30 protein-coding genes and 1 pseudogene are annotated in these 24,113 nt (G+C 39.8%); all 31 read right to left on the bottom strand.

Features of this window, described 5'->3' with window-relative positions; all coding sequences use genetic code 11:
- Positions 1–53: 53 nt before the first annotated feature.
- Positions 54–215: pseudogene (locus DSY56_RS08290) on the bottom strand (hypothetical protein); the annotation flags it as partial.
- A gap of 20 nt (positions 216–235) precedes the next feature.
- On the bottom strand, positions 236–991 hold the full coding sequence (locus tag DSY56_RS08285; protein WP_200832407.1) for a DUF3883 domain-containing protein: 756 nt from the start codon (positions 989–991) through the stop codon (positions 236–238).
- 69 nt (positions 992–1,060) lie between these two features.
- The gene (locus tag DSY56_RS08280; protein ID WP_112445021.1) at positions 1,061–3,712 is read right to left on the bottom strand and encodes a valine--tRNA ligase; all 2,652 of its coding nucleotides are present in this window, start codon (positions 3,710–3,712) and stop codon (positions 1,061–1,063) included.
- 121 nt (positions 3,713–3,833) lie between these two features.
- Positions 3,834–4,835, bottom strand: a complete 1,002-nt coding sequence (locus DSY56_RS08275) for a virulence RhuM family protein (protein WP_112445019.1) — start codon at positions 4,833–4,835, stop codon at positions 3,834–3,836.
- A 31-nt stretch (positions 4,836–4,866) separates the two neighbouring features.
- On the bottom strand, positions 4,867–6,108 hold the full coding sequence (locus tag DSY56_RS08270; protein WP_112445017.1) for a hypothetical protein: 1,242 nt from the start codon (positions 6,106–6,108) through the stop codon (positions 4,867–4,869).
- Between the two features lie 302 nt (positions 6,109–6,410).
- Positions 6,411–7,643 (bottom strand): beta-carotene 15,15'-monooxygenase, encoded by a 1,233-nt coding sequence (locus DSY56_RS08265; protein WP_112445099.1) that lies wholly within the window; start codon positions 7,641–7,643, stop codon positions 6,411–6,413.
- Between the two features lie 5 nt (positions 7,644–7,648).
- Complete coding sequence (locus DSY56_RS12050; RefSeq protein ID WP_004237269.1) at positions 7,649–7,804, bottom strand: hypothetical protein; 156 nt, start codon at positions 7,802–7,804, stop codon at positions 7,649–7,651.
- Positions 7,805–7,834: 30 nt separating this feature from the next.
- A complete protein-coding gene (locus DSY56_RS08260; RefSeq protein ID WP_007284866.1) occupies positions 7,835–8,032 on the bottom strand; it encodes a hypothetical protein in 198 nt (65 codons plus the stop codon).
- 296 nt (positions 8,033–8,328) lie between these two features.
- Positions 8,329–8,907 carry an AAA family ATPase gene (locus DSY56_RS08255; RefSeq protein WP_112445015.1) on the bottom strand — a complete coding sequence of 193 codons (579 nt, stop codon included), beginning with the start codon at positions 8,905–8,907 and terminating at the stop codon, positions 8,329–8,331.
- Positions 8,907–9,467 (bottom strand): GNAT family N-acetyltransferase, encoded by a 561-nt coding sequence (locus DSY56_RS08250; protein WP_112445013.1) that lies wholly within the window; start codon positions 9,465–9,467, stop codon positions 8,907–8,909. Before DSY56_RS08250 ends, DSY56_RS08255 begins: the two co-directional genes overlap by 1 nt.
- Positions 9,468–9,747: 280 nt before the next feature.
- Positions 9,748–10,143 (bottom strand): helix-hairpin-helix domain-containing protein, encoded by a 396-nt coding sequence (locus tag DSY56_RS08245; RefSeq protein ID WP_000038635.1) that lies wholly within the window; start codon positions 10,141–10,143, stop codon positions 9,748–9,750.
- Between the two features lie 95 nt (positions 10,144–10,238).
- Positions 10,239–10,493 carry a DUF1912 family protein gene (locus DSY56_RS08240; RefSeq protein WP_000119707.1) on the bottom strand — a complete coding sequence of 85 codons (255 nt, stop codon included), beginning with the start codon at positions 10,491–10,493 and terminating at the stop codon, positions 10,239–10,241.
- Between the two features lie 42 nt (positions 10,494–10,535).
- The gene (locus tag DSY56_RS08235) at positions 10,536–11,837 is read right to left on the bottom strand and encodes a DUF438 domain-containing protein (protein ID WP_112445010.1); all 1,302 of its coding nucleotides are present in this window, start codon (positions 11,835–11,837) and stop codon (positions 10,536–10,538) included.
- The gene (locus DSY56_RS08230; RefSeq protein WP_000368734.1) at positions 11,837–12,070 is read right to left on the bottom strand and encodes a DUF1858 domain-containing protein; all 234 of its coding nucleotides are present in this window, start codon (positions 12,068–12,070) and stop codon (positions 11,837–11,839) included. Before DSY56_RS08230 ends, DSY56_RS08235 begins: the two co-directional genes overlap by 1 nt.
- 116 nt (positions 12,071–12,186) lie before the next feature.
- Positions 12,187–12,339 carry a hypothetical protein gene (locus tag DSY56_RS12045; protein WP_173212725.1) on the bottom strand — a complete coding sequence of 51 codons (153 nt, stop codon included), beginning with the start codon at positions 12,337–12,339 and terminating at the stop codon, positions 12,187–12,189.
- Positions 12,336–12,518: a hypothetical protein gene (locus DSY56_RS08225; RefSeq protein WP_049524272.1), complete on the bottom strand. Its 183-nt coding sequence runs from the start codon at positions 12,516–12,518 to the stop codon at positions 12,336–12,338. Before DSY56_RS08225 ends, DSY56_RS12045 begins: the two co-directional genes overlap by 4 nt.
- A 1-nt stretch (position 12,519) precedes the next feature.
- Positions 12,520–13,299 carry a hypothetical protein gene (locus DSY56_RS08220; protein ID WP_164226407.1) on the bottom strand — a complete coding sequence of 260 codons (780 nt, stop codon included), beginning with the start codon at positions 13,297–13,299 and terminating at the stop codon, positions 12,520–12,522.
- 172 nt (positions 13,300–13,471) lie between these two features.
- Positions 13,472–13,822 carry a 30S ribosome-binding factor RbfA gene (rbfA, locus tag DSY56_RS08215; protein ID WP_001273602.1) on the bottom strand — a complete coding sequence of 117 codons (351 nt, stop codon included), beginning with the start codon at positions 13,820–13,822 and terminating at the stop codon, positions 13,472–13,474.
- A gap of 250 nt (positions 13,823–14,072) precedes the next feature.
- On the bottom strand, positions 14,073–16,874 hold the full coding sequence (infB, locus tag DSY56_RS08210; RefSeq protein ID WP_112445006.1) for a translation initiation factor IF-2: 2,802 nt from the start codon (positions 16,872–16,874) through the stop codon (positions 14,073–14,075).
- A 16-nt stretch (positions 16,875–16,890) separates the two neighbouring features.
- Complete coding sequence (locus tag DSY56_RS08205; protein WP_001041390.1) at positions 16,891–17,190, bottom strand: YlxQ-related RNA-binding protein; 300 nt, start codon at positions 17,188–17,190, stop codon at positions 16,891–16,893.
- The gene (gene rnpM, locus DSY56_RS08200; protein ID WP_000857561.1) at positions 17,183–17,476 is read right to left on the bottom strand and encodes an RNase P modulator RnpM; all 294 of its coding nucleotides are present in this window, start codon (positions 17,474–17,476) and stop codon (positions 17,183–17,185) included. Before rnpM ends, DSY56_RS08205 begins: the two co-directional genes overlap by 8 nt.
- A gap of 21 nt (positions 17,477–17,497) precedes the next feature.
- Positions 17,498–18,634 (bottom strand): transcription termination factor NusA, encoded by a 1,137-nt coding sequence (gene nusA, locus DSY56_RS08195; protein WP_112445004.1) that lies wholly within the window; start codon positions 18,632–18,634, stop codon positions 17,498–17,500.
- A gap of 43 nt (positions 18,635–18,677) precedes the next feature.
- Positions 18,678–19,157, bottom strand: coding sequence for a ribosome maturation factor RimP (gene rimP, locus DSY56_RS08190; protein WP_112445002.1), 480 nt, complete (start codon positions 19,155–19,157; stop codon positions 18,678–18,680).
- Positions 19,158–19,283: 126 nt separating this feature from the next.
- Positions 19,284–19,919, bottom strand: coding sequence for a tRNA (guanosine(46)-N7)-methyltransferase TrmB (gene trmB, locus DSY56_RS08185; protein WP_112445000.1), 636 nt, complete (start codon positions 19,917–19,919; stop codon positions 19,284–19,286).
- Positions 19,916–20,710: a cell cycle regulator CcrZ gene (gene ccrZ, locus DSY56_RS08180; protein ID WP_112444998.1), complete on the bottom strand. Its 795-nt coding sequence runs from the start codon at positions 20,708–20,710 to the stop codon at positions 19,916–19,918. Before ccrZ ends, trmB begins: the two co-directional genes overlap by 4 nt.
- Before the next feature lie 159 nt (positions 20,711–20,869).
- Entirely contained in the window at positions 20,870–21,481 is a 612-nt protein-coding gene (locus DSY56_RS08175) for a CPBP family intramembrane glutamic endopeptidase (protein WP_112444996.1), read from the bottom strand.
- Positions 21,482–21,510: 29 nt separating this feature from the next.
- Positions 21,511–21,759 carry an immunity protein BlpZ gene (blpZ, locus tag DSY56_RS08170; protein ID WP_112444995.1) on the bottom strand — a complete coding sequence of 83 codons (249 nt, stop codon included), beginning with the start codon at positions 21,757–21,759 and terminating at the stop codon, positions 21,511–21,513.
- A gap of 41 nt (positions 21,760–21,800) precedes the next feature.
- Complete coding sequence (locus tag DSY56_RS08165) at positions 21,801–22,490, bottom strand: CPBP family intramembrane glutamic endopeptidase (RefSeq protein ID WP_112444993.1); 690 nt, start codon at positions 22,488–22,490, stop codon at positions 21,801–21,803.
- Between the two features lie 63 nt (positions 22,491–22,553).
- Positions 22,554–22,937 carry a hypothetical protein gene (locus tag DSY56_RS08160; RefSeq protein ID WP_000877393.1) on the bottom strand — a complete coding sequence of 128 codons (384 nt, stop codon included), beginning with the start codon at positions 22,935–22,937 and terminating at the stop codon, positions 22,554–22,556.
- A gap of 82 nt (positions 22,938–23,019) precedes the next feature.
- On the bottom strand, positions 23,020–23,424 hold the full coding sequence (locus tag DSY56_RS08155) for a hypothetical protein (protein ID WP_000642960.1): 405 nt from the start codon (positions 23,422–23,424) through the stop codon (positions 23,020–23,022).
- Between the two features lie 452 nt (positions 23,425–23,876).
- The coding region (locus DSY56_RS12740; RefSeq protein ID WP_112444990.1) for a hypothetical protein at positions 23,877–24,113 on the bottom strand (237 nt) is incomplete at its 5' end.

Here is a 24,113-nt window from a genome sequence, read left to right as displayed (position 1 = left end):
AAATTGTACACGAAAATAAAATCCCTTATTTGTTACAATAGCTTTGAAAACTTTTATTTCTTTGCTACCCAGCCGATGGCATCGCTTGGGGGATTTTCGGTATCAATCCAGATAAATTCAATACCGATTTCCCCATTTTTAAACTTAGTCAAACGAATACCGTTGATTTCCAGTTCATTGAGCCGTTGACTTGTTAAGGTTTCTATCTTCTTCAACTAGTAAAATTAAGGGGAAACTAATACAAATCTTCTAAGCTTCTGTATTCAATAATTTCATTTTTGATAATATTCTTTTTAAACTCAAAATATTTTAAAGGATTATTAACTAATACTAACTTTGGAATATCATCTAAGTTAGTAACTAGAGATAAAATAAAATCTGATTTAAACTCTTTGGCTTTTTCATATTCTCTGGCAGTCAATCGAATGCGACCCTTAGACTTTCGGATACCTTTTACTTCGGCAAGGTAAGAATGCTCTTGGACATCTACCTGAAAGTCATATCCATCACCATAAAGACGGGCATCGGTCAATAGTCCACCTTGGAATTTTTCTTCTTTATCAAAATGAAGGATAAAATAATTCTCAGCCTCCATTCCCGTTTCCTGTAGACGTTTGAATTTAGTTCGAATAATTGGTTTTTCAAGGGTAGTAATGCCTGTTCGCTTTCCTTCACTAGCAAGTAACATTTTAACGATTTCAGCATAACTATGAACATCTTCATTTCCAAACATCATATCAATTAAATCTTTACGAAAACGGTAAACTTCAGCTTTCTGCCACCAACCTTTTCGATTATTGTCAAAATAAGGATCAAATAAATCCATTCTATTTTTTACAACTCCAGTTGTTTCAGCAATTTCCAGAGAAACTACATAGCGATAAAACTCCGACTTGCTAGAACATTGAAATTCTTTTATAAAAAGCTTGTCAAACTTGGCAAGACCGTAGCCAATTAAATTTAACAATTCATAATGCGGGTGCTTAGACATCACTTTCTCCATCAATAGATATTGATTTCATTATACCAAAAAACACGGTTTACCACCGTGTTTCTGTGTTTATTTAACGAGTTTCTTCATCTCATCAATACGTGCTACGGTCGCGTCGTATTTCGCTTGGTAGTCGGCTTGTTTGTCGCGTTCTTTTTGGACGACTTCTGGTTTTGCGTTGGCTACGAAGCGTTCGTTAGAGAGTTTCTTACCAACCATATCCAGTTCTTTTTGCCATTTAGCCAGTTCCTTGTCGAGACGAGCCAATTCTTCTTCGACATTAAGGAGGTCTACCAGTGGCAGGTAGATTTCTGCTCCAGTGATGACGCTTGACATTGCGAGTTCAGGTGCAGGAATATTTGACGCGATCTCCAAGTGTTCTGGATTTGTGAAGCGTTTGATGTAGTTGACATTGCTGTTAAAGAAGGCTTCTAAGTCGCTATCGCTTGTCTTAACAAGGATGGTGATAGGCTTGCTTGGTGCTACGTTCACTTCCGCACGCGCATTACGAACGGCACGGATCAAGTCTTTGAGGCTTTCAACGCCAGTGTGGGCAGCAAGATCTTCAAAGGCTGGGTTGACAGTTGGGTATTCTGCTGTAACGATAGAACCTTCTGAGATTTGTCCAAAGATTTCCTCTGTCACGAATGGCATGATTGGGTGAAGGAGACGAAGGATCTTGTCCAAGGTGTAAAGGAGAACAGAACGTGTGATGACTTTCTCTTCTTCGTTGTCACTATAAAGAACTTCCTTAGTCAACTCAACGTACCAGTCCGCAAACTCATCCCAGATGAAGTTGTAGAGGATGTGACCAGCCACACCAAATTCAAACTTATCAAAGTTGGCAGTAGCTTTTCCGATGGTTTCATTGAGGTTGTGGAGAATCCAGCGGTCTGTAACGTTTCCGGCTTCTTTGTTAACAACTTTTTCCACATTAGCAGTTGCTTGCTCAAGAGTCAAGCCTTCATTGTTCATGAGGATGTAGCGAGAGATGTTCCAGATCTTGTTAATGAAGTTCCAAGAAGCATCCATTTTCTCGTAAGAGAAGCGCACGTCTTGGCCTGGTGCAGAACCGTTTGAAAGGAACCAACGAAGGGCATCAGCACCGTATTTCTCGATCACATCCATTGGGTCAATCCCGTTTCCGAGTGATTTAGACATCTTGCGTCCTTGCTCGTCACGAATGAGACCGTGGATAAGGACGTTTTGGAATGGCTGACGACCTGTGAATTCCAAAGATTGGAAGATCATACGAGATACCCAGAAGAAGATGATGTCGTAACCAGTAACCAAGGTTGAAGTTGGGAAGTAACGTTTGAAGTCTTCTGAGTCGACATCAGGCCAGCCCATAGTTGAGAATGGCCAAAGAGCCGAACTGAACCACGTATCCAAGACGTCTTCGTCCTGAGTCCAACCGTCACCTTCTGGAGCTTCTTCACCGACGTACATTTCACCCTCAGCATTGTACCAAGCAGGGATTTGGTGACCCCACCAGAGCTGACGAGAGATTACCCAGTCGTGGACATTTTCCATCCATTGGAGGAAGGTATCGTTGAAACGAGGTGGGTAAAATTCTACCTTATCGTCTGTGTCTTGGTTGGCAATAGCATTTTTAGCCAATTGGTCCATCTTAACGAACCATTGTGTAGACAAGCGTGGTTCAACTACAACACCGGTACGTTCTGAGTGACCAACACTGTGGACACGTTTTTCGATTTTAACAAGGGCACCGATTTCTTCCAACTTGGCAACGACTGCCTTACGAGCTTCAAAACGGTCCATGCCTGCAAATTCGAAGGCCAAGTCATTCATAGTTCCGTCGTCGTTCATGACGTTGACTTGTGGCAAGTTGTGACGTTGACCAACCAAGAAGTCGTTTGGATCGTGGGCAGGCGTGATTTTCACGACACCTGTACCAAACTCAGGATCAGCATGCTCATCCCCAACGATTGGAATCAATTTATTAGCGATTGGAAGGATGACGTTTTTACCAATCAAGTCCTTGTAGCGTGGGTCTTCTGGATTGACTGCAACGGCAACGTCCCCAAACATGGTCTCAGGACGAGTGGTCGCAACTTCAAGGGCGCGTGAACCGTCTTCCAGCATGTAGTTCATGTGGTAGAATGCACCTTCGACATCCTTGTGGATAACTTCAATATCAGAAAGGGCTGTGCGTGCAGCTGGGTCCCAGTTGATGATAAACTCACCACGGTAGATCCAGCCTTTCTTGTGAAGGTCCACAAAGACCTTGCGAACCGCTTTTGACAAACCTTCGTCAAGAGTGAAACGCTCACGAGAGTAGTCTACAGAGAGCCCCATCTTGCCCCATTGTTCCTTGATGGTAGTGGCATACTCGTCTTTCCATTCCCAGACTTTCGTCAAGAAAGACTCACGACCCAGGTCATAACGGCTAATGCCCTCACCACGCAAGCGCTCCTCAACCTTAGCTTGAGTTGCAATACCAGCGTGGTCCATACCAGGAAGCCAAAGCGTATCAAAACCTTGCATGCGTTTTTGACGGATGATAATATCCTGCAAAGTCGTATCCCAAGCGTGACCAAGGTGAAGTTTACCAGTTACGTTTGGTGGTGGAATCACGATTGAATAAGGCTTAGCCTTTTGATCGCCTGAAGGCTTGAAAACATCCGCATCAAGCCATTTTTGGTAACGACCAGCCTCAACCTCGGCTGGATTGTATTTAGGTGAAAGTTCTTTAGACATGTGTTTGTCCTTTCTAGTTAATATCTTTAAATAAAATTAGTATGTAGAAGATAGGCCTTGATTCAGCACATCTGATTTTTTCAGTATCTTCTATAAGCAAAGAAATGGTGAAAATTTTACATTAACTTTCTCTCATTATCTTCAGAATATGTTTATCAAAGTCCGATAGAATTTTTTGAGTTCGGTTAAATTTTTCATACTCCTGGATGGCTTTTGAATCTGCTTGTTTCTTGGAAATACTTCCTTTTCCTTCTAAAATTTCGTACTCATTAAAAGATAGAAAACGATCAATACTATCTGCCAATCCTCGCATTGTAAAAGTATTACGGCGTTCAACCAAACCCTCAATATAATCAAAATAGGCTGTAACAGTTCGCTCTAGTTGTCGAATTTCTTTTTCTTGCAAATAGTTTTTAGCCACCGTTACATCTGATTTGAGCACTCGTCCATCAGGTGCATTCTTCCAAGACGTTAATCCCATTTTTTCTTTACTAGCATCGGCTTGTTGATAGATAATTTCTGCAGCAGTACTTCCAGTAATTGCATAATGAAATTTATTTTGCACCATAGCATAGAAATTTTTAGTAATATCTGAGTTTCGATCATAATCTATGGCACATTCGGCAAAGATATCCGTAATTTGTTGATAGATTCGGCGCTCGCTAGAACGAATAGAGCGAATTCGTTCTAAAAGTTCACGGAAATAATCTTGTCCGAAAACTGCCTGTCCTTGTTTCAAGCGTTCATCATTCAAAACAAAACCTTTGATGATAAATTCTTTCAAGGTCTTGGTTGCCCAGATTCTAAATTGAGTAGCCTTGCCGGAATTTACTCGATAGCCAACTGAAATAATCGCATCCAGATTGTAATATTCAAGTTCACGCCGAACAGTTCTATTTCCCTCTTGTTGAACCTGTGCAAATTTTGCACAAGTTAACACCTTATCCAACTCACCACTGTCATAAATGTTTTTTAAGTGCTTTGTAATGACACTTCGTTCAACTCCAAAGAGCTCTGCAAGGCCTTTTTGAGTCAACCAAAGATTTTCATCTTGTAAAAGGATATCTAGCTGAACGTCGCCATTTGGTGTAGTATACAGGATGAAATTAGAAATTTCATTCAAGACAATTTCACCTCCTCCCTTCCATAAACAATTACTTCTCTTTCTTAAACTTTATGCCGTTTTCCTTCAGCTTTTTAACGGTTACGGGACCAATTCCCCTCAAAGCGAGAACTTTTTTTTCAGTCCATTTTTTGAAATCTGAAGATTTACGAATCCCATTTTCAACAAAGATGTGAACAAGATCCATCCGGATTCCCTTCATTTTTTCCTCGCTCATAAAGGAGTACCAGTCTGTAACCTGGGGTAGATTTCTTAACACACTGGAATGATTCGAAAATACTGGTTTACGACGGAATTTTTTGGCTTCTTTTGTTAAAAATTCTGTTAAAATAATATTTTCTTGTAAATAGTCAAGCAGAGGATACAAACTAGCTTGTAGCGATTCAACTGAATTTGGACAATAGCATTCTTGATCTTCTATATCTATAACTTTGAATTGCCAATCTTCCTCTATAAAGAATTCAACAGCTTCATCATTGATTTCCACTAATTTTGCAAATAGCTGACTTGCTTCTTCAATTTTTCCTTGAGAAAAAGCAGAGATGATGGCATGAATAAGAATGGTATCATCCCGTTTCCCTTTATTTAATTCTTCACGATAGAAACGTTCAACCTTTAGTTCCTGACCAGTAATATGATACAAGGAAAGCATACAGAAGACAAAATTAGGAGGAAAACGGTCTGGTCGCTTACTCAAATACAGGTCAATCAATTCTATAGCCTTAGAATTGAAGTTCTCCATCATATAATACTCAATCAGAAACATCAGAGCAGACAGGATAGGGCGTGCTTCAAAATAATTCCAACTATTGTATCCATTCATTTTCCATTTTTCTAAAACTAGAATTTCAAAATCCAATACTTTTTTAAAAGTTGACAAATCAAAATCTTCAACTTCTGATAAGAATAAATGAAAAGCAGCAGCAAAATAATCTGGATTGATTTTTAAAACTTGTTTTAACAGTTTATTTCGCTTCTGTGTATTTGGAGTATGCATAGCTTCTCTAAATATGGCATGATCCTGTTTCCAATCAAAAGTCCTATTTTTCAGTTGGTAATTGATTAGCTGAACATCTGGATACTCTCCGTGTTCATCAGCATATTGCATCACTGCTGTATGCAGTTCATCGAAATTTTGAATAGTCCGACGTTCTACAAAAGTTGGATTTTTGGCCATGATTTCTGTCCAAGCAGCCTCTTCTTCAGAAATAACTTTGATATCCAACTTTTGCTGGCGTTTTAATTCTTTTTTTCTATTTTTCTTTTTAGCCATCTATTTTCTCCTCTAACTCATTCTTCAATATATCAAACTCTACCTCTGCTGTATTGGATATTCTTACGACCTCGGATACAGGCTTGAACGGGAATCTAAGCTTCTTTGTGATTCATTTGCTTTGAAGGTTGTACCCCAAGCCTGACCAAGGTAGAATTTTTCCAGTTACATTTGGTGGTCGGAATCACGAATGAAAAAGGTTGAGACTTTTGAACTTCTTGAGTCTTGAGAACATCTTCATGAAGTTGTTTTGTTAACGACCAACCTAAACATAGGATGGAGTGTATTTAGGTGAAAGTTATTTAGACATTATTTTTTCTCCTTTTATGAATATTTCTTTTATATCTACGATTTATTAATATACTATGCATATTGTCACGATACACGTAATATCCATTATAGGTGTTTAAATAGAAATATTGTAATAACCAAATTATAATCTTCCCAATAACTAATGATAATATGAAACAAACGAAAATAATTATAGTTGAGGCAAATAATTCAGACATCCAATCAGCTTCGGGAGTTATAAATTCGACCAATTTCTTCTTAATCTTTAAACCCCAAATAATTTCGGTTAACTTTGGAATAATACTCAACATTAATAGAGTAAGAAAACCATATAGTTGAGTTCGATAGAGGTGTCTATCCATTTTCTCAGTTCTTATTGGTTTTTTCTTATGTTTTTTTGTATCGAATTGAGAATTTATTTCTCCAATTAGACTAGGAATTAAAATTGGCAAAAACCATGTTAAAGCATTTATTAATTCATTTTCAACTTGATTAAATACTGCTAACAGTAATATACAGATTGAACCAATTAACCATGATGCTATTACTTCTTTGGTATCTTTTGCACCATGTCTAATTAGATTATAAATCATCCACCAGCATATTAAATAAAGTGCAATAAGTGAACTGAACATAAGAATGTCAGTTATTAAATCAGAATGAAAATCAATAACATTAGAAATAAAGTAATAAATATAGATATAATACCATAAAAACGAAATAATAAGCATCGTGGCATATACATTCCACAGTGTCTTTCCCTTTACGATATCTATTTTATTAACTTTTTGAAATATCTTGATTGATCCTACAGTTTTTATAACAGATAATACAAATGGTAATATTAAAAGTATTACAATGATAATCCAGTTATTTATGTGATTTTTACTTATGCCATAATTAATAAAAAAATATTGAGATAAGTTGATTAAAGTTGATTCAACTAGATTTAGGTTATAAAGAATGTAAGTCAAGATTCCGCAAAATATTCCATCCCATGCGTTCATAAAAGCTAAAGATTTAGTACTTTTAGTAAGAAAAACTCTAAACTTATTAAATCGATTTTTATAGTTAAACACATATATTAGTATCAAGGCAAATTGTAAAATTATAACTAATTTAAAATCGGTAAGACAGAATATAATTAGAGATATTATTGGAAAATACGTTAGCGCATACATAAGTATTTTCCAAGTTTGAGCAAAAAGATTCTTCAATCTATTGTCAGTATTAAAATAATACATTAATTTCAATCTTTGCCTCCTAAATCTAATCTAAAGGTTGGTAAATCAAAATCTTCAACCTCTGATAAGAATGGGTGAAAATCAGCAGCAAAATAATCTGGATTGATCTTTAAAACTTGTTTTAACAGTTCATTTCGCTTCTGTGTATTTGGAGTATGCATAGCTTCTCTAAATAAAGCATGGTCCTGATTCTAATCAAAAATCCTATTTTTCAGTTGGTAATTGATTAGCTGAACATCTGGATACTCTCCATGTTCATCAGCATATTGCATCACTGTTGTATGTAGTTCATCGAAATTTTGAATGGTCCGACGTTCTACAAAAGTTGGTTTTTTAGCCAGTAGTTCTGTCCAGACAACCTCTTCTTCAGAAACGACTTTGATATCCAACTTTTGCTGGCGATTTAATTCTTTTTTCTATTTTTCTTTTTAGCCATCTATTTTCTCCTCTAACTCATTCTTCAATAAATCAAACTCTACCTCTGCTGTATTGGATATTCTTACGACCTCGGATACAGGCTTAAATGGGAAATCCCAGTTTCTTTGTGATTCGTTTACTTTGAAGGGTGTACTCCAAGCGCGATTAAGGTAGAGTTTTCAAGTTACATTTGGTGGTAGGAATCACGAACGAAAAAGATTGAGACTTTTGAACTTCTTGAGTCTTGAGAACGTCTTCATGAAGTTCTTTAGACATGTGTTTGTCCTTTCTCTATTTTGTTCATTTTATTTTGAATTTGCTTAGCAACTTCTTCTGCAGGCAAATTCGTATTATTTATTTTAAGGTAGTGATGCAACTCATTCGGTTGATGTTGGGAATTTAATTGAAGTGTTTCAGCAGTCTCTAAAATTTCTCTTTCAGATACCTCAATATGTCGTTTTAAGGGTTTGTGCTTCAACCGGTTCTCCGTTCGATTTCGATGTAAGCGCTCCTCAAGACTTGTTTCCAACTCCACAAAAAGAATCTCTTGATGATAGTCATCCAACAAATCCTGAATTTGCTTCAAATACATCAGCTGGTACTGATTTGAAAAATCAATTACGTCTGTTAAAATTACTGATCGCTGATTTCTTGCACTTGCTCCAAGGAAAGAAAAGGTAATTCCACGAACAAATTCCCACATCTCCTCTGTATAATCCTGATAGATTTCTAGTGCAAAATCGATGGCTTGATGGTTATAAAAGAGGGTAGAATCCGTCAGTTGAGACAGTTCTTGACCAATCGTCATTTTTCCTGAGGCTGGAGCACCAATGATGAAAAGATGCATCAAATTACCTCCCACTCACTCCTCAGCAAGCCATATCTCAAATCATCACAGCGATTGCCTTGGGCATCTTTGCGGTCTCGGATGCGAGCTTCCAGAGTAAAGCCAAGTTTCTCTGCGACTCGTTGACTTTGGGTATTGTAACCAAAGCAAGAAAGTTCAATCTTGTGAAGACCTAGTTCTCTAAAAGCTATGTCAATCAAGGCACGCGCTGCTTCTGGCACATAACCTCGTCCCCAATAGTCTGGGGGCAAGGTGTAGCCAATCTCCAGTACATCGTCTTCGTGCCGATGGTTGAAATCAACAGAGCCGATGACTTTATCGGTTCCTTTGACGACAATTCCGTAGCCAGCTGGGAGATTTTCCGTTTGATTGCGCTCGGGAAGGATATGCTCCAGATAATAGATTTCATCTTCCAAGGTCTTGACGGGCGGAAAGCCCGCTGGGTAAGCGACCTCCGGCAAACTAGCGTAGGTATGGATATCCTCAGCATCTGCCACTGTACGAACTCGTAGGACGAGTCGTTCGGTTTCTAAGCGTTCTGGTAATTCAGCTCTTGTCATCCTTCTTCCTCGCTTTCTACAAAAAAATCGTCCCTGCCATCTACATGACAGGGACGAATGTATTTATCCGCGGTACCACCCAATTTCGGGCAGTTGCCCGCAACTCTCGTCTTTAAAACAAAAAGACACTTTTATTTCAATTTTTCATCCATTAGCAACCAGTTTTGACACATTTGTGGACTTCTCAGCTCCGCCACTTTCTGTAAAATGCGGGATTCAAAACACCTCTAATGGCTCTATTGTAGCAAGATTTTTTCGGAAATGCAAGGCACAAGAAAAATTACTTGAACTTGATGCCATTTTCCTTCAATTTCTTAATGGTAGCTGGGCCGATTCCTTTCAAGGCAAGGAGTTCTTTTTCAGTCCAGTTTTTGAAATCTGAAGCAGACTTGATTCCTTCATCATAGAAAGTTTTGGCACGGTCAAGTGGAAGTCCACCCAAGTTTGCTGCAAAATCTTCTACAGAATTGGCTACTTTTTGAGCTTGCTCTTTGGTAGCTTCTACTGCTTGTTCAACCTTTTTAGAAACAGCCTTACCAGCTTGGCTTGCTGACTGCTCTGCACGTTTCACGACTTTTTTTGTCTCTTCTACAACCTTAGTCACAGTACTTGAAAAGGCACCTGCACGACGGAGGCTATTTCGTAATTGTTTTTTACGATTGAGTTTCTTTGACATGATAAAATCCTTTCAATAAAAAACCCCTGCTCTGACAAGGATTTAATATAAATATTCTATCAAGATTTTAGTAAAAAATCAAGAATCTATCTCATTTAATAATTCCGCTCACCAAACAATCCCTCTGGCAAATCATGGAATCCCTTGCCTGCTTTGAAGTTTTCAAACTTACCAAGCAAGAACTGATAAGCATCCAAGCGACTCTCATAGCGAATCATGGCATCTTTGGCACGTTCGTCTTGGTCTTCTTCGTAGACTTTTTGGCTTTCCTTGTGCGCCATGTCGTTAATCATGATCTGGGTATTGACCCAAGCTTCAAATTCCTTCATAAATTCTTGTTCGTAACTCATTTTTTCTCCTTATTCTAGTCCACGGAAATAGTCCGTGTCAATCTAACGGTAGGGTTGAATATCCTGAACGTACTCCAATACACCTTGGAATTCCCCATCTTCATCGCGCACTGCTGCGTAGGTGATGTGGACAAACTTACCTCGCGACTCGGACTTAAACCACATCTCGTATTTGTCCTTGACCCCGTCACGAAGACCTTGCATAATGGTTTTTACCTTATCCAAATACTTAGGCGGATGACAGAGTTCAACATTGCGCCCAACTTGGGACGGTGTTCGTTTGAAAATCATCTCATCAGCTGGCGTATTGTCATTGTAATACTGGAAAATATCCTCTTTATTTACAAAGGTAATCTCCATGGGGAGGTGATTGAGGATCAGATTGGCCTGCTCGACTGAGAGATAGCCATTCCCAAAAGCCTGTTGACTATGGCGGTCCAGCACTGCTTCCTTTTCCTTAGGGGTAAAGGTAATGGTAAACTGACCTTCTGGCGTATCGATAACTTGCTGAACTTGACCCTCTGCCGTATCTAGCTGTACAGGCTCCTCTTCACTCTTTTCCTCAACAAAACTCTGTCTTTCTGGCACCCATTTCTCAGACGGACGGATGATAGCATAACCATAGGCATCGCTCTCTTCCGCAATCTGAAGCCAGTCATCCTGAGTAAAGGACTCAAGGAGAATCATGAGAAGGATAGACTCTTCCTTGAAAATCATACTTTCAAACTCTGTCGCAAAGGCTTCAAAATCTTCTTTTACAGTAGAAATCGACACTTCTGGTAGTGACTTGGCTGTCGTTAGAGCTGTTTGAAAGAGTTCCCTAATCTGGTCATCCACTCCCCACATGACCTTAGGAGGTGAATCGTGTCCATAGCGCTCCATGATAGGAAAGAAGAGTTCTTCTTTACGTTGGTAATGGATGTCAAATTGCCCCACAAGTCCCATCTGACGCACCAAACCCTTACGCATCTCCGCAAGCATTTCTTCATCTTCCATAGACTCATAGGTATCTAACAGTCTCCGAATGCGAATCAAGGCAGCACGGAGGGCCAGATTTTCTTCCTTAAAGATCCGAACTGGGTGGCCAGGATGCTCGGTATCCTCTACTTCGACACCCTTAACAGCATTTTTAAAAAGATTGGCATGGACATCACAGAGTTCCATGACATCTTCAAATGTGACACCTGAGTCTGAGTTCATCAGTTCGTGCTCCATGAGGGAAATCTCAATGGCTGAAACACCTGTAAAGGTCGCATCAAAACGCTCCTGAACCGACTCAGGAGAGGCACCATTGTGCAATTCTAACAAAATATCCCGTAGGACATGAATCCGTTCATCTGCCATTAGTCTAACCCAATCACTTCGTAGCCGTTTGCTTCCAGCGTACGGACAATCTTGTCCATAGGAGTTCCTTCAAGCTTAGAACCCTGTTTGAGTGATACTTTACGACCGATAGTATTACGCATCAAGGGATTAGCAAGAGGTTTGAAACCCAGCTCTACTAGGATTTCCAAGACTTCTGGATGCTTATCCACCACTTCTGCAACGGGAATTGACACATCGATGATATTGTCCATGACGACCTCCACTGAATGTTCTAAAATGATTTTACTGCTTTTATTATACCACAAGGAAAGAGATTAAAAAACTAGCAGTGGAGTTCCTGCTAGTTCTCTGCGACTTGAATTACGGACTAAATAAGTTTAAAGAGCCAATCCAATAGTTTAAATAATAGCTTGTAAAACAGCAATTGGACTGCAAAAGAGATGATCATCCAAAAGAATTTCACAATTCCAATAATCGGTTTAATAAAAAGAATGGCAAGAAGTCCCCAGAAAAATTTCATTCTCTCTCCTCTGGCTTGATGAGCCACCGAGCCGTATCCATTAACTTGTCTGCAATAAAAAGTTTCCCTAGACCGACAACGGCGTGGTCATCTTTCTTTATCGTCTTCATTACTTTTACACCTTGCACGGTCAAAAAGTAATTCCCATAAGTTTTAGCTAGAATTTTTATGAGTCCCATATTACTCTCCTTCGATGATTTCAGCCTCTTTTCGGATTGTTTCAACATCTTCTTGATATTGAACTTCACTATAGTTGACTAGCTTGGATAATTCTTTCTGCAAGCTTTCACCCATCGGTTTCATAGTTGCAAAGGTTAAACCACCTGAAATGATACCTCCCAAGATAGGAATAAATTTCCCCATTCCTTTGGCCAGCCCTCCCTTGGTCAGATTCACACCAAATATTTTTAAGACTTTTTTCAAAATAGGGTACCAAAGCGTCTTTGTTAAGGCTTTATTAGGCACTGTTTTCATTACCTGTTTGGCAATTGTTATACCACCAGCACGTAGCAAGGCAGCGGTTCCATTTACCCCCAACATGACGCCTAGATAAAGCAAGAGGGTATTTTGAGCATCTTCACTCAACTCCTCGCGTGAAGCCCAAAGATCCTCATATCCATAAATATAACCTAGTTCTTGAGCTAATTTTAAAGAAAAAGCATAAAATTGAGCTACATCCGCTGGTATAGTGATTGCCATGGCAAGTCCACCTGGTAATCCTGCCAAAACAGAGGTTCCACTCGCCAATAAAACATTATCCCTAATGCAGACATTAGCCACTCTATCTAAGGTTTCTTGAGATAAGAGAGACGTTGGACCTTGTTCTAATAAGGTAGGAATGTCCTGTGGATCCAATTCTTTGGAAAACTTATCCACTAAAAATTTCGAACGATCAACCTTAACAACAGGTAGTTTCACCACTTGTTGCAATACTTGCATAGCCAACTCTTGTTCAGCCATATACAAACTCCTTATTTCTTTTTTACACTTTATCATATCATATTTCCTAAAAAAAAAAAGCATTTTCTGATTAGCTAACATTTAAAAATACAGACCCCCTTTTTAAAAGAATATTTTTCCATTTCAAATTCCACCTACTTTCTCAACCAAAAAAGAGGGTTGCCCCTCTTCTTTAGTTCTTATCCAGATTGCGTAGCATCTCGTCAATCTTGTTTCCATATTCGATGGATTCGTCTTTGACGAAGGTCAAATCTGGGATTTTGTACAATTTCAAATTGCGACCAAGTTCACGTTTGATGGTACCAGTTGCTTTTTCAAGTCCAACTTGGGCTTTTTGATTATCCGAAGCAAGGTTACTCAAAATGGTGTAGTAAACCTTGGCAACAGACAAGTCACCTAGCATCTGAACATCTGTGATGGTCACGCCTTGGACACGCGGATCACGGACTTTCTTTTGCAAAATCTCATTGACTTCACGCTTGATTTCCATGCCCACACGATCCGTACGGAAATGATTTGCCATGATATTCCTTTCTCTACTTTGAACCAAAAGCTAGGCCAGCAGACCTAGCTATTTTTAAACTTCTTGATTTTCATTTCAAATTGAAACGAAGTTCAATTTGAAATCATCTGCTTCTTTCGCCGTGGTGAAAGTGATGGAACTGATTTATCAGTCCCATCACAGGGGATTTTTGAGACCCTAGGCTCAAAAATAAGCAATGAAACCATCGGTTTGCTTGCGTCCCTCACCACCTAAAAAAGGAGCAAAAATCTTATCTTTTAATTTCTTCCATGACATACGCCTCAATCACATCATCAGTCTTGATATCATTGTAGCCATCGATCATCAATCCACCTTCACGACCGTTTGGAACTTCTTTCACGTCGTCTTTGTAGTGTTTCAAGCTTGCGAGTTCGCCGTCATAGATAACGACACCATCACGGATAACACGGACTTTAGAGTCACGAGTAACCTTACCGTTGATAACCATGAATCCACCGATGGTTCCCACTTTAGATACCTTGAAGGTTTCACGAATAACTGCTTCACCGATAACTTTTTCTTCAAATTCTGGATCAAGCATCCCCTTCATGGCTTCTTCCATCTCTTCGATAACCTTGTAGATAATGCTGTGGAGACGGATTTCCACATCGTCAGCTTCTGCTTGTTGACGAGCTTGTGGTGTAGGGCGTACATTGAAACCAACGATAAAGGCATTTGAAGCTTCCGCAAGTGTTACGTCAGATTCATTGATGGCACCAACCGCTGAGTGAACGATGGTAACTTTAACACCTTCCACATCGATTTTCTGAAGTGATGCAGAAAGGGCTTCAACTGAACCTTGTACATCGGCCTTGATAATAACGTTAACTGATTTGAGTTCACCAGCTTTAAGGGTATCAAAGAGGTTTTCAAGGCTAACACGTTGGGTAGCTTGACGTTGTTTCATGAGGGCACGTTTGGCACGTTCTTCACCAGCCGCACGCGCAGATTTTTCATCTTCGTAAACGGCAAAGTGGTCACCTGCCATTGGCGCTTCGTTCAAACCTGTGATTGAAACTGGTGTTGATGGTCCAGCAACTTTAACACGACGACCAAGGTCATTGGTCATAGCACGGACACGACCGAAGGTATTTCCGACAACGATTGGGTCTTGGACATTCAAGGTACCTTGTTGAACAAGAAGGGTTGCGACCGCACCTTTTCCTTTATCCAAGCGAGCTTCGATAACTGTACCGATCGCACGCACTGTTGGGTCTGCCTTGAGTTCTTGGATTTCAGCCACAAGAAGGACTGTTTCCAACAATTCTTCGATGTTTTGGTTGAATTTAGCTGAGATTTCAACAAATTCAGAATCTCCACCCCAAGCGGTTGACATGACACCATGCTCTGCCAATTCACCGATAACACGTTCTGGGTTGGCACCTGGTTTATCAATCTTGTTAATGGCTACGATGATTGGAACGTTGGCCGCTTTTGAGTGGTTGATGGCTTCGATAGTCTGAGGCATAACCCCATCGTCTGCCGCTACGACCAAAATAGTAATATCGGTAACAGATGCACCACGCGCACGCATAGATGTAAAGGCCGCGTGTCCCGGTGTATCAAGGAAGGTAATCTTCTTGCCATTTTCAACAATTTGGTAGGCACCGATATGTTGAGTGATACCACCTGCTTCACCTGTCGCAACACGAGAGTTACGAAGGGTATCTAGGAGAGTTGTTTTACCGTGGTCAACGTGTCCCATGATAGTTACAACTGGTGGACGCTCAACCAATTCATCTTCATTGAGATAACCATCCTCGACAAAGAAACGTTCGATATCGGCATTATCCACTTCAACCTTTTGTTTGGCTTCGATACCGTAATCCACCATGAGGAGTTCAATTGTTTCCCCATCCAAGGATTGGTTCTGTGTGGCCATGACACCCATCATGAAAAGTTTCTTAACGATTTCAGCTGGTTCACGTTTGATACGTTTTGCGATTTCCGCAACGGTCATACCATCTGTATACTCAAATTCTGTTGGCAATTCATGGAATTTACGCTCTGTAACAGGTTTTGGAGTCTGATTACGGTTGTTCTTGTTATTGCCTTTTTTGTTCTTTTTGTTGTTATTCCAGTTACTATTCTTTTGATTTCTCACTTGATTTTGACTACTTCGATTCTTTTGTTGTTTTCTAGGACCATCTTCTTCGTGATCATAATCGTCACGATTTTTGTCTGGTCGAGCTTGTTTTTTACGACGTGTATCCACTGCAGGTTCTGTTTTCTCAGGGACGACTTCAACCACTGCTTGAACTTGCTGTTCTTGTTGCGCTTGTTCAGCTAACTTAGCCACTTCTTCAAAGATTTCCTCTGGCTCCTTGCGTTTGTTTGCTTGGGCCAAGGCTTCTTTGGCAGCCTGAGTCTGCTTGAAACGTTCCTCACTTGAACGGGCATATTCTGCATTTTGCTCTGCTTTTAGGGCTGCTGCACGGGCTTTAAAGTCAATACGTGGAGCCGCTTGATTTGGACGTTTGTCCTCTTGTTGACGGCGCTCATTACCACGATTTTGCTGACCTTGCTGTTTCTTAGCTTGGTCATTAATGCGACGATTATCGCGGTTGCCTTGACCTTGTTTTCCACCATTGCGACCGTCGTTTTTCTGACGGTTTCCGTTTTGTTGTTGGTCACGGTTATTGCCTTTATTTTGCTTGCGTCGCTCTGCCTGCTCTTTAGCACGGGCTTCACGCTCAGCCTTGAAATTACGGCTTTGCGGTTTAGCTGCTACTTTTTCTGCCTTCGGAGCAACTGGCTCAGCTTGTTTTGCCTCTTCCTTAGCTACAGCTGGTTTAGCTGGCTCAGATTTCTCGGCTTTCTTTTCTGCACTTGCTTTTGGTGCTACAGGTTTTGCTTCTGATTTCGGAGCAGCTGCAGGCTTAAAGCTGGCAGCGATTTTTGCAGCGACAGCTTCTTCCACACTTGATGAGTGGCTTTTCACATCCAAGCCCAACTCTTTTGCACGCGCTACAACTTCTTTACTTTCTTTTCCAAGTTCTTTTGCGATTTCGTACAATCTTTTCTTAGACAAATCATGTCCTCCTCTTCTATTCCATAAGAGACCTCATTTTCTTTGTAAATCCAGCATCTGTCACAGCCAAAACCTTTCTCGATTTCCCGACTGCTATGCTTAATTCCAGTGTTGAAAACACGGTTACAATTTCTACTTGATAATAATGACTTTTATCTTGAATCTTCTTGGTCAGATTGGGTCCAGCATCATGAGCTAGAAAGACCAACTTGGCCTTGCCGTCTTGAATGGCCTTAACCACCAATTCCTCACCCGATATAATCCGCCCTGCTCGCTGAGCAAGTCCCAAGAGATTGCTTATCTTTTGCTTATTCAAGTCCTAACTCTCTTCTTTTCACTTTGTGATCCACATAAGCGATCAACTCGTCATAAAAGCTTTCATCCACTTCCATGCTAAAGCTACGGTTAAAGACCTTCTTCTTTTTCGCCTCTAGGGCTTCTGCATTGTCTAGCTTGATATAAGCGCCACGGCCGTTGGCCTTCCCTGTCGGATCAATAAAGACTTGTCCTTCCTTGTTCTTGACAATGCGGAGCAAATCACGCTTATCAATCACTTCATTAGACACAACAGACTTGCGCAAAGGGATTTTTCTCGTTTTCATCTTCCCCTCCTCTAGCAGCTTTTATTCTTCTACAGTATCGTTTTCTGCTTCCAAATCTACCGAACCAGCGTCTTCCATGGCTTCAAATTCGCTAGCAGACTTAATATCGATACGGTAACCAGTCAAGTGAGCCGCCAAGCGAACATTTTGTCCACGACGACCGATAGCAAGAGAAAGCTTGTTATCTGGAACAACCACCAAGGCACGTTTGCTGTCGTTTTCATCAAAGATAACTTGGTCAACCTCAGCAGGAGCGATGGCATTGTAGATAAATTCAGCTGGATCTGCTACCCACTCGATAACGTCGATGTTTTCTTCGATTGGCACCATACGGTCGCTCTTGGCATCGTAACGAGCTGGGTGGAATTTGCTAGTAATCTTCTTAATATTAGCTCCACCACGTCCAACGATTGTACCGATAGCATCCACGTTTGGATTATGGCTACGAACTGCAACCTTCGTACGATCACCAGCTTCACGAGCTACGCTCATGATTTCAACCGTTCCGTCATAAACTTCTGGAATTTCTTGCTCCATCAAGCGTTTGATCATTTCTGGATGGCTACGGCTAACAAAGACGTTGACACCGCGAGGGTTGTCTTCAACCTTGTAGACATAAACTTCAATACGATCATGAGAAGCAAAAACTTCTCCAGGAATTTTGTCTTGTTTTGACAATTGGGCTTCGATGCTACCGAGGTTGACATAGATAAAGCGGTTGTCAAAGCGTTCTACTGTACCAGACATGATTTCTTGCTCATGTTCTTTGTAAGTATTGTAAGTGATAGCACGTGTTTGCTTGCGCATTTTTTCCATAATGGTTTGTTTGGCAGATTGGGCTGCTACACGACCAAACTCAGCAGGTGCTTCTTCAAACTTGATTTTATCACCAAGTTCATAGGCTGAATTAATGGAAAGAGCATCTTTCAAACTGATTTCCAAACGGCTATCAAATACTTCATCAACCACTTCACGGACAGTATAGACTGTAAAGTCACCTGTTTTTTCGTTAAAGTCAATAGCTACGCTGTCTGATTGACCATAGCGTCTGCGATAAGCGGAACGAAGCGACTCTACTACTGCGTCGATGATATCTTCTTTTTTGATTCCCTTGTCTTCTTCCAAAATGCGGAAGGCCTCTAGCATTTCTTTACTCATGTTTTCTTCACTTTTGAATCCTCAAAAGCTATCCTTTCTTTTTCTATAATTTAACTGCTAAACGTGCTTTTGATACTAAACTGTATGGAATTTGGACGGTTTTCTTACGCGTCTTGTCCATATATTCCATAGTCAACTCGTCCTCTTCAAAGGTCAACAAGGTTCCTTCAAAGATCTTTTGCTTATCGATGGCTTGGTAGAGCCCGACATGGATGTATTTCCCAACCGCTCCAGCAACGGCATCCTTGGTTTTTAAAGGACGTTCCAAGCCTGGACTGGTGATTTCTAGGAAATATTGTTCTGGGAAGGGATCTGGCTTGATGGTGTCTAGGACAGGACTGATAATTTCTGTCAAGTCTGCTGTGTCGTTCAAGGTAATTCCTTCAGGTTTATCTACAAAAATACTGAGAATCATGTCACTGCCAATCTTTCCATACTCGATATCCACGAGTTCGAAAGGCGCTTCTATGACAGGTTCTACAACTTCTCTGACTAATTCTACGATTGTTGCGATTGCGTCCACCTCCTCATAAGCAAGAGGCGAAGATATTTCCCCGCCTCACTTTCTCATATTCTTACCCTTAGTATATCACATTTGCTAACTTATGTAAAGCAAAAGCACTTATACAGCCTGATTTCAGGCTATTTCTTAAAATTCTGCCTCAACTCGGTAGATAACTTGCCCCTTGTTGGAGAATTTTTGCTCGTATTCTGTCATGACATTGCCTTCAAAATCACTGGCATGTAAATCAAGCCAAACACCATTGAGCTTCATGCCATACTGAGAAAAGCTCACTAGGCTGTACTCAAACAAGCCACGGTTATCCGTCTTGAAATGAATTTCACCATTTTCAGGTAAGATACGCTTGAAGGTATCCAAGAAGGTCTTATAGGTCAAACGACGCTTTTCATGGCGTTTTTTCGGCCAAGGATCTGAAAAGTTCAGATACAAACGATCAATCTCACCGTCTTCAAAGTAGTCAGTCAAGTCAGAACCATCTACCCACAAGAGCTTGATGTTAGGCACTCCAACTTCAAGCACCTTGTCCAAAGCGTAGCTCAAAACAGACTTTTGAATATCAATCCCGATATAGTTGATGTCAGGGTTCTGCTTGGCCATTCCTGAAACAAAGGCACCCTTTCCACTTCCAACTTCCACATGAATGGGATTGTCATTGCCAAACAGGTCCCGCCATTTTCCCTTGGATTCCAAGGGATTGAGAACCACATACTGGGGATTTGCCTCTAGTAATTCTGTCGCCCCTTTACGATTTCTAACTCTCATCTTCTCTTTCCATACTTGTCTCGGAAGTGACGCAAGCCATGAATCTCCCGATTAACATTTTCTAAATCTTGGTTCATATAATACTTGGAAATCTGGCTCAAGTAAGATAATTGACCGTACCAATACAATTTATTTAATACCGTTTGATTGTACTTGTAACCGTAGTAGGTTAACCACTCCTTCCACTGATGTTCTGGAATATAATGGCAGAGCATATGGGCCACATCAAACATGCGGTCGGTCAAGCGAACCGAATCCCAATCTACCAAATAAATCAAGCCACTATCTGTCTCAATCCAATTACTATGTCGTACATCTCCATGGACAATGGTCGCATAGTCCTCTCTAAATCCTGGAATAGTCTGACGTAAATCAGCCATCACTTCACTGATAAAATGATTTTTACGCAAAGCATCTGGAGCCGTTTCCTGCCAAGACTGTAGTAAATCTACAGGTGTTTCCATGGCATAGCCCAAACGACTCAACTGTGTCATCAACGGACGTGAGCGATGCAGACGGATTAAAATATTGACGATTTGCTTACGATTCATATCATAGGGGGTCAATATCTTGCCTGTCAACCATTCTTGAGCACACATATCACGCCCATCTGCCAAACGGCGACTCCATAATAATTGTGGAGCAATTTGTTCTCTAGCTAGACCAGGTAGGATTGGAGAGGTGTTCATTTTTACAAAGATACGCTTCCCATCAGGATAGCTACCCATATAAGCTTTGCCACTTTTCCCAGGTATGGGAGTCAGTGTTAGCTCATTATCACCCAAATCCATTTCTTTCCTCCGTATAAAGTTTCCTTACTATTCTACTAGTTTTTGGCCTATTCGTCAACCGCTCCACACCCGATTCTCAAAGAAAAGCCTCTGGATTGACTTGGGTATCATTGTAGAAAGAAAAGGCAAGCTCTTTCTTCTGCTTCCCTTTCATGATTTTTATAAATAATATAAGAGTGGCCAAGCATTGTAAAACATGTGAACTAGAGTAGAAACCCATAAGTTTTGGCTCTTTTTATAAGCAAAGCCCAGCAACAAGCCCCCAAGTAGATAAAAAATAAACGAAGGGACATTAGAAGGACCATGCATGAACGAAAAGAGAGAGGAAGTTAGCACAAGCCCTAACCAAGAATTGTCAAAAACCGCACCTTGAAGAAGTCCTCTGAAAATGAGTTCCTCCTGGATGGGGCCAAAAACTGAGGAAGTCAAAACCAAAGACAGGGAAATTCCTCTGCGGACTTCCGCCAAGTGTTGAACTCCCGCGCCAGAAGAAATAGCGAAGAAATGAATATAAACCAGCGTCTCAAGCAGACTTAGAAGAAAGATTGTAATGAAAAGCAAAATGTCTTTCTTGCTTAACATCCCAAAAGAAATCATTTCAAATTTTCTAGCATAAGCAACACTCATCGAGGTTACAAGAAGACTTACAATAATCAGTGCAGGCTCATTTTGAAAAAAATCCCCGTGGTTAATCGTATAAGGAACTGTAATGACGATTATTAGTACTAAAAATCCAAAACAAAAGGCATGAAATTTGTCAAAAAACTCCATCAAATTATCCTCCTCACCAAACAGACTTCCTACGCGTCATCCTTGAGCTCTAACCTTTCCAAAACAAACCATTTTAACAACCAAAAACCGACCACATAGCCAGCTCCTAAGAATATAGCCATTAAAGATAGCATGGGATTCAGAAAATAAAACATCACAACAGATACAAAGGTTAGCACAAAAACATTAAATGCAATGGTGTCAGAAGCCAAGACCAGAATATAAGGCGTCAACCAGTCTAAGGTTTTGGAATCTAGGAAAAATAAGTGTTTATACATGATGACCTCCTCTATGGCTGAAAAGCAAGCCTTTGGTTTTTTTACCCTAAGACCCTATGTAGAAAAGTGAGCAAAAATGGTAAGTTTGCAATGATATTATTAATAATATGAATCGAATAAGAAGGATAGATACTCTTCGTATAACGTGTTAGACAGGCAAATAGACAGCCCACTGCCGTATAGACAAAAATATCTGCGAGACTTGGCAAGCTAGAGAAGTGGGGCAAGGCAAATAAGAATGACGGAAAGAGAAGATCCAGCCCCCATCTCGAATCCTTAAAGAAGGCATGTTGAAGCAGGCCCCTATATACCAATTCTTCCATCAGAGGTCCTAGTACGATTAAGGTTAGGTAAACACCAAACTCCGCAAAATTGGTCTCACTATAGGCAATAAACAAATTCCAACCTTCGTTCGTCCCCTGAACGTGTTTAGCTGTCAGATAGTTAAAACAGATAAGCACAACAGCTGCTAACACCGTCAGGACGGAATAGCTCAACCACTTTTTTCTAGGGATACGAAAGAGATAAGCATGGCCCGACCTAACCAAAATCCAAATCATCAAGCAGATAAAGAGAAGGCTGATGATGTTTCGAATCCAGATAAGATTTCCTACCCAAGACGAGAACTCCCAATAATTGCTCCAAAATTGGGTCGTCCAAGACAGTCCGAAAAACAGAAACAAATAAGAAAGAATTGCACTCGTTTTGAAAAGAATAGGGTGTTTTTTCATAGAATTCCTCCTACTATCTACAAGACAGGATGGCTCGCCTTGTCAGGCTCTATTACTGCAAGATTAAGAAGACAGCTTGTTCTTTTTAAGGCTAACCTGACTACTAGATAATAGATACATTAAGGCATTAAAGACAATGAAAATATGTCCATAGAATAAAATCAACCTCGCATCCAAACCAAGATAAAGTTTGACCATCAAAAAGATGAGCAAAAGAATTTGAAACCATAAGGTTTTTCCAAAAATAAATTTAAAGCGGTTTCGAATGTCTACTTCCTTGATTTTTACCGCCACCCCTTTATTAGCAAGAAGGAAAATACCTGCTTCAAATAATCCACTGTAGAGAACAAGCCACCCAATCGATACATTAGAGATTTGTAAAAATGTCCCTAAAAGAATATTCAACACACTACTCAAGAAAATAACAAGAAATAATCTATATTTCATTTTAAATACCTCCATTCACTTATTTCACGGACAGTTTAATAGAGCCTTCTAATCAAAGATTCTGTCAGAAGAAGAAGGCAAGCTACTTTTTATAATACTTCAAGCCCCAAATGAGCAAAAGCATGATAAGCAAGCAGAGAATAGCGCCAATATAGGCAATTAGTTGTTGGTAAGATTCTCCTGCTGTGATACCTCTATACAAACAAATGATAGACATAAAACCTGTCAAACCGATATACATAAGTTGATTGGTTCTAGGACTAACCAAATCATCATCTTCAAACTCTCTTATCCTCATCTCCCTAGTGAGGTAAACAGTAACCAAAATAGAGGCCAAGTTAATAACCACTAAAAGAAATTGGAAAACCAATGAAAAATTTAAAAACTGACGAGATAGAAATAGATAAGTAGAGACAAGCAAGGGCAACTGACCTAGGAACAATCTCGTAAGGAAGATGTTCCGTTTTTTAGCAAGAAAAGCTTTCATTTCTTTGCTCCTTTCTTTTTAGTTAAAGCAAAATAGATCACAACCGCAATCATATAGGCTATGGTATAAAATAGATGATACCAAATACTCTCCCTAAGCGGATAAAGAAGGGTAGACATGATCAGATATAGAACGAAAATAATCAGTATTTTTTTCTTCATAAAATTTCCTCCTAAATGTATGCTTTATCTTAGTTTAGCTACAACCTTTACACTGCTAGTATAGCACTCATTTTATCCTTGGAACACTCACATCATAAATGGTCATCAAAACATCTTGAATTGTAAAAAATTAAAAAAGCAAGCATGGAAAACATACTTGCCATTTACACCATATTGATACCAACTTAATTTGTAGATTTTTTATCCTGCTATCACATATCATTTTAACAGGCGAAACAATATTAAAGAAACTCCCCTGTAGATTAAACTAGCGATAAAAAATCTCTTTATCTAATTAGATCTATCTTTATTCTTCTTTGGAGATTTTAAAAATTTTTCCCTAATTAAAGAAGTAATAAAAGAAACAAACATACCAACAACAAAAACAATAAGAAAACTTTTGAAAAAGGTAAAATAAAATCTTATTAAATCAACACTCTTGGAGGGTGTCCCCTCCAACTCCCCGACCTCTGGACAAGGTCTATTTTTTTGAAAAAAATTTATCAAAACCATTGACTTTCTACAACT

Source organism: Streptococcus sp. 596553 (assembly GCF_900411395.1).
GTDB classification, from domain to species: Bacteria; Bacillota; Bacilli; order Lactobacillales; family Streptococcaceae; genus Streptococcus; species Streptococcus mitis_BA.
Note: the sequence above shows the minus strand (reverse complement) of the source record. Positions and strands in the feature narration are given on the sequence as shown.